Genomic DNA, 13527 nt, shown 5'->3' with positions numbered 1-13527 from the left:
CAATCATTCGTAGACAAGATTAGTAGGGTATATGCCAAGTTTCAATCCGTTTAAGCATTTTAGGATCGTTCCTAGGTGGATTATATTTCTTTTTGATATGGCGGTGGCGGTTATCGCCTTTCTGCTTAGTTATCTGGTGTATAGCGCTTTCCAAGTAGATAAGATGATTCATGTCATCGTATTCTGGGAAGCATTTCTGATGATGGGAGCTACTGCAGTTTCCTTCTCCTATTTCAAATTGTATTCTGGCATTGTGCGCTACACGAGCGCGACCGACTCTATACGCATACTTTCCTCTGTGCTATTTAGTGTGATTGTCATTTTAGTTGCCAAATTTCTTTGGGCGATAGCGTTTGAGCGATTTGCGGTATTGCCCATTACCTTAGTGATTCTCTACGGCTTATTTTTGTTTACCGGACTCACGATCTATCGCGCTTGTATCAAGATATTTTTCCAGTACACTAAGCTTGCTAAACGGAAGGTAAATAATGTCGTGATTTATGGAGCTGGTGATTTAGGATTAGCTGTAAAAAGAACATTTGATCATGATGCTCGTGGTGACAAATTGATCGTAGCTTATATAGATGATGATGACAAAAAAGTAGGAAAATCTATTGATGGTATTAAGATCTACCGGTCGAGCGAATTAAGTAAGATGATTAACAAGTATCAGATTGATGAACTCATATTTGCTTCTCATAAAATTGGTGTCGAAACGAAGCAAGCGACAGTAGATGTTTGTTTGGAACATAGTGTTAACGTGTTGACACTACCACCTCTTGATCGTATTATGAATGGCGATCTGTTAGCAAAACAGATACAAAAAGTGAAAATCGAAGATTTGTTAGAGCGCAAGCCTATACAGATCTCGAACGAGAATATCTTGCATCAGTTAAAAGGTAAGCGCGTGTTGGTAACTGGCGCAGCGGGATCTATCGGTAGTGAGATCGCTAAACAATTGGGCAAGTTCGAGCCGCAGATGATTGTGCTTTGCGACCAAGCCGAGTCTCCGTTGCACAATTTGCAGTTAGATTTGCAAGATGTGTATAAAGATCAGATCTATCACACCTACATTGGTGATGTGCGTGATCAAAGTCGGATGCGCGCGCTATTTGAGCTTTTCAGGCCGCACGTAGTATATCACGCGGCGGCTTATAAACACGTGCCGCTCGTAGAAAGCCATCCTATTGAGGGAGTTCGTACTAATGTAATTGGTACATACAATATCGCCAACTTGTCTGTAGAATACGAGGTACAGAAATTTGTACTGGTTTCTACGGACAAAGCAGTGAACCCGACTAATGTCATGGGCACCACAAAGAGAATTGCAGAGATCTATGTGCAGACTTTGGATAAAAAATTAGCCCAGTCTGAGGACGATCATCGGACGCGTTTTATTACCACAAGATTTGGCAATGTATTGGGCTCAAATGGTTCTGTGATCCCTCGATTTAGAGATCAAATTGAGCGTGGCGGTCCAGTTACGGTGACGCACCCTGATATTACTCGGTATTTCATGACGATTCCGGAAGCTTGTCAACTCGTTATTGAGGCCGGAAATATGGGTATCGGTGGCGAAATTTTCGTTTTTGATATGGGTAAGTCCGTTAAGATTGTCAATCTTGCCGAAAAAATGATTAAGCTATCAGGTCGTGTACCTTACAAAGAGATCGATATTAAATTCACTGGACTACGGCCAGGGGAGAAACTCTACGAAGAATTATTAAATGACCTAGAAAATACCCTGCCGACACATCATAACAAGATCATGATTGCACAAGTTCGCGAAAACGATATTGATATGGTCGAACAATCTTTCCAAGCCCTTTTTGAAAAATTGCATACGCAGAACGAAACCGAAGTCGTACGTCAGATGAAACGTATGGTTCCGGAGTTCATCAGTCAAAACTCTGTATATGAGCAGCTCGATAAGGAGCAACAAGATAACGTGCTGGGTTAAATAAGTTTGCAAATTATAGCCAATTTTGTTGCATGTAATTTTGAAAAGTGTATTTTTGCGTTCCAAAATAGTATGAACTGATGTCAACGAATGAAATTAAGAATACAGAGAAGAGCCCATTGAACAAGGGTTCTTTTATACAAAACAATTCCAAGAGTCTCGTATTTATCGTTGCTGGTATCGCAGCGTTAATTGTACTTTACATTGGTTACCAATTTTTGTATCTCAAACCAAGAGCTGAAAAAGCGGCTAGCCTAATGTTCAAAGCAGAACAATATGCCACAATCGATTCATTACAGCAAAAAGCGATTACAGGCGATGGTTCTCTGGTCGGTTTAAAAGAGATTGCCGATGAGTATTCTAATACAGCTTCTGCTAACATGGCCAATGCGTATCTTGGTGGATTGTATTTGAAGCAAAGAAACTTCAAAGAAGCCATCACTCATTTAGAGAGATATAATGAGACAGGAAGTGAAGTGCTCGATCCATTGATTATCGGATTGTTAGGCGACGCTTATTCGGAGGAGAAAATTTATGATAAAGCGGCTAAATTTTATAAGAAAGCAGCCGATAAGTCGACTAATTCTTATACAACACCATTGTTCTTGAAAAAACTGGCGTTAGTATACGAAGTGCAAAATGATTTTAAGGGAGCAGAATCTGCTTACGTAAGAATTCAAGAGGACTTCCCAGAAAGTAATGAAGCTTCTGGTATTGAAGGACACATCGCACGTGTACAAACAAAAAAATAACGTTTCTTCGTTATAAAAATAAGATAGGAGGGCTACTGAAAAGTAGCCCTTTTTTGTATATTTGTTATATGTCAAGTAGCCTTAAAAATTTATCGGATTTCTCTCATTTAAATGTTCAAAATGCGGCTGGTTTTCGTTTTGCCATTGTGGTTGCGCAATGGAACGCGAGTATAACGGGCGCTTTGCTATCTGGAGCGGTTGATAAATTACTGGCACACGGCGTAGCCGAACAGGATATTGAAGTGATCCAAGTTCCGGGCAGTTTCGAGCTGATCTCTGGTGCAGATATTGCACTGCGGAATAAAGCCTTTGATGCAGTCATCTGTCTTGGCTGTGTGATACAAGGCGAAACAAGACATTTTGATTTCATTTGTAGTGCTGTGGCCGATGGCATCGCTAATGTCGGACTAAAATACAATAAGCCAGCCATTTTTGGGGTGCTAACTACCGATAATGAACAGCAGGCTATTGATAGAGCCGGTGGTAAACACGGCAATAAAGGCGATGAAGCTGCGGTAACGGCCATTCAGATGGCACATATCAGCCGTCGCTACTAAGCAAGCTGTTCTGACCCACATTTATTTACTCACACATTACTATATAGAAGCACCACATCTTTGAGAGTGGTTGTCTTTGGTTATGATAACGAATTCATAATCGGCCATATATTTTCAGATCGACTTCGCCATAGTACTTTTTTTGCTTTAGTCGATTTGCAGTAATGCGTATTGCAATGAATCCCTATCACATCTTCCTGTAAAATCCCTATTACATCTTTATGAATCTTTCTGCGATGAATGCTACTATTGCCTAATATTCTGTATAATTGCTAAAACGTGTTAGCTAATTAGAGTTGACAGCCTAAAATCTACTATGATGAAATGTAACTCCTTGATAAGAAATGGCATGCTGTGTATGTTTGCATTCTTGTCTGTATTTATGGGATTTGCGCAAAGCAAGAAATCAAAATCTTACGAACCGGTTGACTTTGCTGATCCCATCATTGGCACCATGTCCAAGTACGAATTGTCCAATGGAAATACGTATCCTGCGATCGCCAGACCATGGGGAATGAACTTTTGGACGCCGCAAACGGGTGAAATGGGCAATGGTTGGACATATACCTATACAGCCGATAAAATCCGTGGCTTTAAGCAAACGCATCAACCCAGTCCTTGGAACAACGATTATGGTCAATTCTCTTTAATGCCAATTACCGGTCAACCTCGGTTTAATCAAGATGAGCGGGCGAGTTGGTTTTCGCATAAGACAGAGGTAGCCAAACCTTATTATTACAGCGTCTACTTAGCCGATCACGATGTCACAACCGAATTGACACCAACAGAGCGTGCCGCTATTTTTCGGATCACTTACCCAAAGACAGATAGTGCCTATGTGGTGATCGATGCATTTGACAAAGGATCTCACGTAGAGATCTTGCCTGAACAGCGCATGATAAAAGGATATACCACACGTAACAGCGGTGGTGTTGCCGAAAATTTCAAAAACTACTTTGTCATCATATTTGACAAGCCCTTTACCTATTCGCAGATTGTAGAAAATGGACAATTGGTAGCGAACAAAAAGGCGACAACTACTGATCATGCCGGAGCCATCATCGGATTTAAAACCAAGCGTGGCGAAGAAGTCATTGCTAAGGTTGCATCTTCATTCATTAGTTTTGATCAAGCAGAAATCAACCTGAAGGAAGTAAAAGATCATGATTTCGAAACGGTTTCCAAAGCTGGTCGCGATCGCTGGAACGAGGTTTTAGGAAAAGTCGAGATTGAAGACGATCGGAAGGATCTCTTACGTACTTTCTATTCCTGCCTTTACCGCTCCACATTGTTCCCTCGCGATTTCTCAGAATGGGATGCAGCAGGTAAACAATGGCATTATAGCCCATACAATGGACAGGTTTTGCCCGGCCCATTATTCACGGATACGGGTTTTTGGGACACCTTCCGGAGCTTATTTCCACTCCTGAATCTGCTTTATCCTTCGATGAATACGCAGATGCAGGAAGGCTTAGTGAATGCGTATAATGAAAGTGGCTTTTTGCCAGAATGGGCAAGCCCAGGGCACCGCGCATCGATGATTGGGAATAACTCTGCCTCCATTGTAGCGGATGCGTATATGACTGGCTTGAGAGATTATGACTACAATACGTTGTGGGAAGCCGTGAAACATGGTGCCAATAATGTCCATCCGACCAATTCATCAACAGGTAGAGCGGGTTATACATTTTACAACGATTTGGGATATATCCCAACAGATAGCAAGATCACACAAAACGTCGCTCGGACATTAGAATACGCCTTCAATGACTGGTCGATTTATCAATTTGGTAAGGCTTTGGGCAAATCTGCCGATGAATTGCAGGTATACAAAGACCGAGCGATGAATTACAAAAAGCTCTACGATCCATCCACCAAATTGATGCGCGCGCGTAGCAGCGATGGTACTTTCAGATCGCCATTCGATCCGAGTGGATGGTCTAGAGATTATACAGAAGGCAATGCATGGCATTGGAGTTTCTGTGTATTCCATGATCCGCAAGGTTTAATTGACCTGATGGGCGGAAACAAAGAGTTTACCGCTATGCTTGATACGGTATTTGTCATTCCAAGCTATGAAGGGATGAATAGCCGTAGTATGATTCACGAAATGCGTGAAATGCAGATTATGAATATGGGGCAGTATGCCCACGGTAATCAACCGATTCAGCATATGCCATATCTGTACAATTATAGTGCAGCACCTTGGAAAACGCAGTATTGGGTTCGTGAAATCATGGATCGCCTCTATTTGCCTACGCCAGATGGTTATTGTGGAGATGAAGACAATGGGCAGACATCGGCATGGTATGTTTATTCATCCTTAGGATTCTATCCGGTAGCGCCAGGAACCAATCAATACGCATTAGGCTCGCCGCAATTCAAAAAAGTAACGCTGCATCTGGAGAATGGCAAGAAGGTGGTGATCACGGCCGCCAACCAGCAAAAAGAAAATGTATATGTCAATAGCTTGAAAGTAAATGGTAAAAATTACTCCAAGAACTATTTGGATATTCCTACCTTGCAAAAAGGAGCCAAGTTGAGCTTTGACATGGCGCCAACGCCAAATGAACAACGCGGTACAGCATCAGAAGATGCCCCATATTCTTTCACGAATGAACTTAAAAAATAAAAAGAACAGGATGAAAAGTAAACAGTGGTATTCAAACTTTAAGGTAGTAAGTGTTTGGCTGTGCCTAATGATAGCCGGAATGGCTACGCAGGCGCAAGATTCCATCGCTCTGAAGGTAGCGAGCTACAATGTACGTTACGATAATAAAGGCGATCGCGACGCAGGTAATGCCTGGGAAAACAGGTTGCCAGTTATCACATCGTTAATTAAATACAACGATTTTGATATATTAGGTTGTCAAGAAGTATTAGCCCATCAATTTGATGATCTAAAGCAGCAGTTGGCCGCGTATACTTTCATTGGTGTAGGTCGTGATGATGGTAAGTTGGCAGGAGAGTTTGCTCCGATTGTGTTTAAATCAGATCGTTTTTCTTTGTTAGATTCAGGAGTGATGTGGCTTTCAGAGACACCACACATACCATCTAAAGGTTGGGATGCAGCTTTGCCTCGAATCTGCACATGGGCACGTTTAGAAGACAAGGCTAGTGGCAAGCGGTTGTGGTTTTTCAATCTACATTTGGATCACGTAGGCCTGCAAGCTCGAGAAGAAAGTTGTAAGTTGGTGCTGCAACGTATTCGTAATGTAGTAGGGGATGATGATGTGCTTTGGACGGGTGATTTCAATGTTGATCAACGCAATGCTATTTATCAAATTATACAAGGATCTGGTTATGTTGCTGACGCGTATGAGCAGGCGACATTGCGTTATGCACATAATGGTACATTCAATGCTTTCGATCCAAATTTATGGACAGATAGTCGCATTGACCACATTTTTGTGAGCAAAGCTATTTCGGTGAAAAAATATGCGGTATTATTAGACACTTATCGCAGTGCTGCGGGCGAGAAAGAGGTTAAAAAAGGGGATTTTCCGACTGAATTGTCGTTCAAAGATTATGAAGCTAGGTTGCCTTCAGATCATTTTCCGGTAGTAGCAGAACTTACTATTCCGGTTCGTTAAGTTATAATTTCAAAGGATTTACATCCCCGTTGCGGTGACTTACCATAAGTCATCGCAACGGGGATATTTTTTAGTTTACGGTGTACTCCAATACAAAAAGTAGTAGGATGATTAAAGCAAGCATAGATATATTGCCCAATATATCGCGGATTGCCTTTGGTTGTCTACTGATAGAATTTCTGATATTCATAAACCTATTATTTGTTGTACATATCTCCGAAAGGGTATCTACTGCTTCAGCTAAAAAAATAAATTGTCGCAAAACCTTCGGTCGGTACTGTGATGCAAAAAGTAAGCCAAAGTTATAATTATCTATTTCGACGCTATGTACCAGGTGACATTTCCTTCTAAAAAACTAGTATATTGGCGTCAATAGTTTCAAACGATTAATGATAAGCACACTATGTTAAATCAATATATAAAAGAGCATACAAAAGAAGCGCACCAAGCATTGGAAGTAATCGTGGTCAAGCAATTGAAAGCGATTCGAAGTGAGGAGGATTATGCGCATATTTTGAAAAAATTTTACGTCTACTTCTCTTCAATAGAAAAGGCTATAAAACCGTACATCGAAGATGTATTGCAAGATTATTCTGAGCGTCGTAATTCTACACATATTCGTGCCGATATAGAAATGTTAGGTGAGGAAGTAGATATGAGCACAACAGCGATTGTGCCCTCGATCAACAACGTGCGTGAGGCTATGAGTGCGCTATATGTACTAGAAGGTTCGATCATGGGCGGTCCGTATATTGTTCAAATGCTGAAAAAATATGGGATTACGCAAGGCTTTAGTTTTTTCTCTGGATATGGTGATGAATCAGCTAAGATGTGGGAAAAGTTTGTTGACATACTGAATACAGTAGGGAGTGATCCGAGTACATTTGCCGATAGTGCAGCTATGGCAAACCAAACCTTTTCGCGTTTTCAGGATGTTCTTATGGAGCCTACTGGTCGGTAAAGTAGGCTCTATAACAAACAATACGTACATACAGTCTGTTTATCAAACACGATTTAATAATAACTATTATGTGGCAAGAAACGGATCATCAATTGTATCGTAAATTTACGTTTGCTAATTTCTCTGAAGCGTTTGCATTCATGACGCGCGTAGCGCTGATTGCGGAGTCTGCAAATCATCATCCAACGTGGCAAAATACATACAATAAGGTCGAAATTTGGCTAACGACCCATGATAGTGGACACAGGGTTACAGATAAAGATCGTCAAGTAGCAAAAGCAATAGATCAATTGACTGTATGAAAACCAATCCTACAAAAATGACCGTTCTAGGAAGCTTTAATCAAGTTCTAGCTTTCATCGTTCTGTTTTTCCTGATCATGTATTTTGCTAAGGCTTTTCTAGTGCCCATTGCGATTAGCGGGCTTATGGCTATGTTGCTTTTGCCCGTGTGTCGAAAGCTAGAGGGCTGGAACATGGGGCGTGGAATTGCTGCTGTCATTTCAGTTTTGGTTACTTTATTGGTCATTGTGGGTGTCCTCTATGTGCTCGTAAACGAACTTGTCGGCTTGGGAGCTGAAATGGAATCTATAGGCAAGAAGTTTAATGCCATGTTTGCACATGGCCATAGCTTAGTTTCGGAGCATTTCGACGTGTCGATCTCTAAACAAAAAGAATATCTACAGGAGCAGGTGGCTACTTGGTCTAGTTCTGCAGGTAAATTGCTCGGAGGTGTATTGTTCTCAGTCGTTACGATTTTAGGAAATCTACTGATCATCACGGTGTACACGATCTTGATGCTGATATACCGTAGAAGAATTAAGAGCTTCGTACTACAGATCGTAGATAAATATGCTGGTCATAATGAGGTCGGTCATACCCAAGAAATAGTTGATAAGATCACACGGGTATCCAGCCGATATGTTGCTGGTATCTTTTTAGTGGTGTTGATCCTTTCGATCATCTATTTTATTGGATTAACCATTATTGGAATTGAAAATGCCCTGTTCTTCTCCATCATCGCTGCACTTATTAATGTCATTCCGTACATCGGCTCTGTTGCAGGCGGAGGCATAGTAGTCTTGTACACGCTGATCACGCGAGATACGCTTAGTATACCTATAATTGTAGCGGTTTTCTTTACGGTCACTCAGCAATTGGACAGTTACGTACTGACACCAAAAATTACGGGTGGCCAAGTACAGTTGGGACCACTTTTCACGATTATGGTGTTGTTGTTAGGTGGTATGGTCTGGGGAACGGCAGGCATGGTCTTATTCATACCCTTGCTTGGCATTTTCAAAGTGATCTTCGATCAAGTCGAAACGCTCAAGCCTTATGGCTATCTGATCGGAGATTGACGACATCTTGGACGCGTAATTACTCTTAGTTATTTATTAAAAGGCTTCACCATTGAAGATATATATATTCGCGCCTTCTTTAGTAAATGCTAGATCAAAGCGTAAGTAAATATCCTTCTTTGGAAAGAGTAGGAAGCGCAAACCAACGCCGCCTGCTAAACGCGTATTCCGCATTTGGAAAGAACCTAAATCTGGGGCGACATTTCCTACGGAGCCAAATATCGCCGCTCCAAATCGCTTGCTGAAAGAAAAGGGTAGAATACGATATTCTGCTTGTGCAGCTAGCATGGCTCGATCTCGATACCGACCAAGATAATAGCCACGCATCAAACGATCCCCTCCTAAAAGTGCCAATTGATTAAAAGGCACTTCTCCATGTACATATTGCCCAGATGCCTGCCAAGCAAATACAGTATTCTCTTTGACTTTATGGAATGAACGAACATCCAAATTAAATGTGCCAAAATCATGCTCGCTTACAAAGCCCTTGATGGTTTTAAGGTAAGCAATTTCACCAAACAGACCATCGCGTACGTTTAATACATTATGCCGATTATCATATACAAATCCAAATCCTAGTCCCATATTTCTAACGCCCTCACCTCCGCGAGGAATATCAAATGGCTGTCCCTCTTCGGGCTGTTTGAAATTAACGCCAGTAAGTAGTTGAAAATCCACTTCTGGTCCAGCAAAGAAATTATCTGCCAATTTTCGCAGTACGCGTTGCTTGGCCGATATTTGAAAAGCATCTACGGTTGCGGGATTTTCCTTAGATGTACCTGGACCTATGCCGTAATAAGAAAGCGGAAATCGCTGAATCTTTGTTTCACCCAAGAAAAACCATTTATCTTTGTCGCCGTATAGCGCATTTTCTAACTGTAAGCCATACTGACCTTTAAAGGTGAAAAATGTAAAAGCTTGCATTTCACTTAATCGGTTTAATGTATCACCGTTAGCATAATATAGTTTCAACGTCGAAAAACCTAACTCAATGCCTGTTTCTGGAGCATTTGCAAATGTAGGATAGATCGTCAAATTAGCTTTATCGGCCGCCGTGGTATCATTGATAATAGAATTCACATAGCGTCCGACCCAGCCATTGCGAATCCTTTCCGCAAATTGACCGTGTACATAACTACTAAAGAAGAACAATGATAATAAAAGAGTAATCCTAAGCATCGTGCATTTATATCCTTAAATCTCGAAATACCTGCTGCTGTGTGGCGCTTTGCGGCAGTCTCCGTGTGACATCAACTCTTCCTGCAATTTAATTGCCGAAATGATTATTTCTAAAGAAAAAATCAAATAATTTGATTTTTATTCAAAAATGGTCAAATTAAATGAAATCCTATCCTTCGAAAGTAAAGTTGACTTTTGTATTACAAAAAATGCTGTTGGTACATCTATTTTATTAAAAGAAAAGTGGCCAATCGAATACGAAAGGCCACTTTCTAAAAATCTATTTATAAACTACTATGTACGGAAAATTTTAATGATTGTGCTCCGCGTGAATCTCGAATTTTAGTTCCAATACGTTCTCGCCAGCAAAGGTAGCTGCATAGTCGCTTCTGTTCCAATCCAAACGGGTAATGTTTTCTTTGACACCAGTTTGTAGTTTGCGAAGAATGAATGTCACGTCGCGTGTATTGGCTACGTTGCTGTGCCCAATGCCAAAGTAAGATAACACACCAGTAGTACCTCTGCCACCTAAGCCTGTTACCGCTGTACCATCACCATAAAGAGTTTCTCGTGGTTGGAAGATAGCGCCACTTTCGTCCGTGGTGTTCGAGTTTAAAATGTAATCACCACCTATTAGAAAGGCTTTGTAATTTGCGGCTGCTGCCTCTGTTGCTATAAAGTCTGCCGTTACTTCGTGGCCAGTGTGATCCCAAGCTTTTAAGTCAAGGCGATATACTGCTTCGGCATCTAGATGTAAATGACCATTGGCTGTTGCTTCTCCCTGTGCATTGAAAGTAACAACCTGCGCAGCTCCATCCGTTGCATCTGCTAAACCATGGAAGTGATCACCGTGCGGATATACGCCAGCTCCAGTTACCTCCGTAAATGTCAATTCTGCTTTTTGGATTCCTTCTTGCACAATATCTACTGGATCGTCGCTGCTACATGAAGTTATTGTAGCGATAAGTCCGAAAGCGAGAATAGCGGAGAAAAATTTGTTTTGTTTTTGTGAAGTCATATATATGATGTTTAGAATTAAATATCCACAGTCGATCTTAATTATTGCAACAATGTGGCAAATATAAAACATCATTCTTTCAAATGCAATAATGTTGCTAAATAAAAAAGCTCCGGCAGATTTCTCTGTCGGAGCTTTTCAAATTCGCCCAAAGGGCGAGCGGTATGCTTATTATTTTACTTCTTCAAAATCTACGTCTTGAACATCGTCACCACCGCCATTATTGCCAGCCTGACCTGCATCACCCTGAGGTTGTTGTGCAGAACCATCTTGAGACGCTTTGTACATGTCTTCAGAAGCAGCATTCCATGCCGCTTGCAGTTCTTCAGAAGCCGTGTCGATCGCAGCGAAATCACGTGCAGCATGTGCTGCTTTCAATTTCTCTAAACCAGCTTCAATTGCTGATTTTTTCTCTGCAGGGATTTTATCGCCGTATTCAGTCAACTGTTTTTCGGTAGAGAAAACTAGGGCATCAGCCGCATTGATTTTATCTACTTCCTCTTTCAGTTTTTGATCTGCTTCTGCATTTGCTTCCGCCTCTTGCTTCATTTTTTGGATTTCTTCATCGCTTAAGCCAGAAGAAGCTTCGATACGGATGTTCTGTTCCTTGCCAGTTGCTTTATCTTTTGCCGAAACTTTGATGATACCATTGGCATCAATATCAAACACCACTTCGATCTGAGGAACTCCACGTGGCGCAGGAGGAATATCCGTCAATTGGAAACGACCCAATGTACGGTTCTGAGCGGCCATAGGGCGCTCACCTTGCAATACGTGAATCTCTACAGATGGTTGATTATCTGCTGCGGTAGAGAATACTTCTGATTTCTTGGTAGGAATCGTCGTATTTGCTTCGATTAATTTCGTCAATACGCCGCCCATGGTTTCGATACCCAAAGAAAGTGGCGTTACATCTAACAATAAAACGTCTTTCACTTCACCAGTCAATACACCACCTTGGATAGCTGCGCCTAATGCTACTACCTCATCTGGGTTCACACCTTTAGAAGGCTCTTTTCCGAAGAAGTTTTTTACCGCTTCTTGAATAGCAGGGATACGCGTAGAACCACCTACTAAGATAATTTCGTCGATATCCGACGTGCTGTAGCCCGCATTTTTCAACGCTGTTTTACAAGGCTCGATCGTACGTTTGATCAAATCATCTGCCAAGCTCTCGAACTTTGCACGAGACAAGGTGCGCACCAAGTGCTTAGGACCCGTAGCATCAGCCGTGATATATGGCAAGTTGATTTCTGTAGAAGAAGTAGAAGATAATTCAACTTTTGCTTTTTCAGCCGCTTCTTTCAAGCGCTGTAAAGCCATTGCATCTTTCTTCAAGTCAAATCCGTTGTTCTCATTCGCGAACTCAGAAGCCAACCAGTTGATGATTACGTTATCAAAGTCATCACCACCTAAGTGTGTATCACCATCGGTAGATTTTACTTCGAATACACCATCACCTAATTCCAAAACCGAAACGTCATGTGTACCACCACCACAGTCAAATACGACAATTTTCATGTCTTTATTGGCTTTGTCCAAACCGTATGCTAATGCAGCAGCTGTTGGCTCGTTGATGATACGCTCTACTTTAAGACCAGCAACCTCACCTGCTTCTTTCGTCGCTTGGCGTTGTGCGTCGTTGAAGTACGCAGGCACAGTAATTACTGCTCGAGATACTTCTTGTCCTAAGTAATCTTCTGCCGTTTTTTTCATTTTCTGCAAGATCATTGCAGAAATTTCTTGCGGTGTGTATTTACGATCATCAATCTCTACACGTGGCGTGTTATTGTCGCCTTTGACCACATTATATGGTACTTGAGATACTTCTTTTTCGGCTTCGCCGTAAGAAGAACCCATAAAGCGTTTAATGGAATAAATGGTTTTGTGCGGGTTAGTAATGGCCTGACGTTTTGCAGGATCACCTACCTTGCGCTCTCCACCCTCTACAAATGCAACAACAGATGGCGTAGTACGCTTTCCTTCGTTGTTCGCAATAACCACCGGCTCGTTACCTTCCATTACGGCAACACATGAGTTCGTGGTTCCTAAATCTATACCTATTATTTTTGACATATCTTATTTTGTTTTCTCTTGTGCTTAATTTCCTATCCTATATCAACCGTTGTGCCAATGTTCAGAAAGCA

General features: G+C 41.5%; 11 protein-coding genes. 8 read left to right on the top strand and 3 right to left on the bottom strand.

Annotation, left to right across the window (positions count from 1 at the left end; genetic code table 11):
* Positions 1–31: 31 nt before the first annotated feature.
* The 8 genes from DC487_RS15780 (at position 32) to DC487_RS15745 (ending at position 9183) form a co-directional block, all read left to right on the top strand.
* Positions 32–1960 carry a polysaccharide biosynthesis protein gene (locus DC487_RS15780; protein ID WP_116776936.1) on the top strand — a complete coding sequence of 643 codons (1929 nt, stop codon included), beginning with the start codon at positions 32–34 and terminating at the stop codon, positions 1958–1960.
* An 80-nt stretch (positions 1961–2040) separates the two neighbouring features.
* Entirely contained in the window at positions 2041–2712 is a 672-nt protein-coding gene (locus tag DC487_RS15775; protein ID WP_116776935.1) for a tetratricopeptide repeat protein, read from the top strand.
* Between the two features lie 68 nt (positions 2713–2780).
* A complete protein-coding gene (gene ribH / locus DC487_RS15770) occupies positions 2781–3269 on the top strand; it encodes a 6,7-dimethyl-8-ribityllumazine synthase (protein WP_116776934.1) in 489 nt (162 codons plus the stop codon).
* Between the two features lie 358 nt (positions 3270–3627).
* Positions 3628–5901, top strand: a complete 2274-nt coding sequence (locus DC487_RS15765; RefSeq protein WP_239016406.1) for a GH92 family glycosyl hydrolase — start codon at positions 3628–3630, stop codon at positions 5899–5901.
* Between the two features lie 10 nt (positions 5902–5911).
* Entirely contained in the window at positions 5912–6862 is a 951-nt protein-coding gene (locus tag DC487_RS15760; protein WP_116776974.1) for an endonuclease/exonuclease/phosphatase family protein, read from the top strand.
* Positions 6863–7265: 403 nt separating this feature from the next.
* Positions 7266–7823 (top strand): biliverdin-producing heme oxygenase, encoded by a 558-nt coding sequence (locus DC487_RS15755; protein WP_116776933.1) that lies wholly within the window; start codon positions 7266–7268, stop codon positions 7821–7823.
* Positions 7824–7891: 68 nt separating this feature from the next.
* Positions 7892–8125 (top strand): 4a-hydroxytetrahydrobiopterin dehydratase, encoded by a 234-nt coding sequence (locus tag DC487_RS15750; protein WP_116776932.1) that lies wholly within the window; start codon positions 7892–7894, stop codon positions 8123–8125.
* Positions 8122–9183, top strand: coding sequence for an AI-2E family transporter (locus DC487_RS15745; protein WP_116776931.1), 1062 nt, complete (start codon positions 8122–8124; stop codon positions 9181–9183). The genes DC487_RS15750 and DC487_RS15745 overlap by 4 nt, the downstream gene beginning before the upstream one ends.
* A 36-nt stretch (positions 9184–9219) precedes the next feature.
* Here DC487_RS15745 and DC487_RS15740 read toward each other — a convergent pair whose 3' ends face one another.
* From DC487_RS15740 to dnaK, 3 genes are all read right to left on the bottom strand, one after another.
* A complete protein-coding gene (locus tag DC487_RS15740; RefSeq protein ID WP_116776930.1) occupies positions 9220–10362 on the bottom strand; it encodes a BamA/TamA family outer membrane protein in 1143 nt (380 codons plus the stop codon).
* Between the two features lie 310 nt (positions 10363–10672).
* Positions 10673–11380 (bottom strand): hypothetical protein, encoded by a 708-nt coding sequence (locus DC487_RS15735; RefSeq protein ID WP_116776929.1) that lies wholly within the window; start codon positions 11378–11380, stop codon positions 10673–10675.
* A gap of 171 nt (positions 11381–11551) precedes the next feature.
* On the bottom strand, positions 11552–13456 hold the full coding sequence (gene dnaK, locus DC487_RS15730) for a molecular chaperone DnaK (protein WP_116776928.1): 1905 nt from the start codon (positions 13454–13456) through the stop codon (positions 11552–11554).
* Positions 13457–13527 lie beyond the last annotated feature (71 nt).

This window comes from Sphingobacterium corticibacter (assembly GCF_003076635.1).
Lineage (GTDB): Bacteria > Bacteroidota > Bacteroidia > Sphingobacteriales > Sphingobacteriaceae > Sphingobacterium > Sphingobacterium corticibacter.
This window is presented reverse-complemented; position numbering and strand designations above follow the sequence as displayed.

Excerpts from the sequence above, each read along its gene's own strand:
- DC487_RS15755 (WP_116776933.1), top strand. The coding sequence starts at position 7,266 with ATGTTAAATCAATATATAAAAGAGCATACAAAAGAAGCGCACCAAGCA.
- ribH (WP_116776934.1), top strand. The coding sequence starts at position 2,781 with ATGTCAAGTAGCCTTAAAAATTTATCGGATTTCTCTCATTTAAATGTT.
- DC487_RS15745 (WP_116776931.1), top strand. The coding sequence starts at position 8,122 with ATGAAAACCAATCCTACAAAAATGACCGTTCTAGGAAGCTTTAATCAA.
- DC487_RS15760 (WP_116776974.1), top strand. The coding sequence starts at position 5,912 with ATGAAAAGTAAACAGTGGTATTCAAACTTTAAGGTAGTAAGTGTTTGG.
- DC487_RS15780 (WP_116776936.1), top strand. The coding sequence starts at position 32 with ATGCCAAGTTTCAATCCGTTTAAGCATTTTAGGATCGTTCCTAGGTGG.
- DC487_RS15775 (WP_116776935.1), top strand. The coding sequence starts at position 2,041 with ATGTCAACGAATGAAATTAAGAATACAGAGAAGAGCCCATTGAACAAG.
- DC487_RS15765 (WP_239016406.1), top strand. The coding sequence starts at position 3,628 with ATGTTTGCATTCTTGTCTGTATTTATGGGATTTGCGCAAAGCAAGAAA.
- DC487_RS15735 (WP_116776929.1), bottom strand. The coding sequence starts at position 11,380 with ATGACTTCACAAAAACAAAACAAATTTTTCTCCGCTATTCTCGCTTTC.
- dnaK (WP_116776928.1), bottom strand. The coding sequence starts at position 13,456 with ATGTCAAAAATAATAGGTATAGATTTAGGAACCACGAACTCATGTGTT.
- DC487_RS15750 (WP_116776932.1), top strand. The coding sequence starts at position 7,892 with ATGTGGCAAGAAACGGATCATCAATTGTATCGTAAATTTACGTTTGCT.
- DC487_RS15740 (WP_116776930.1), bottom strand. The coding sequence starts at position 10,362 with ATGCTTAGGATTACTCTTTTATTATCATTGTTCTTCTTTAGTAGTTAT.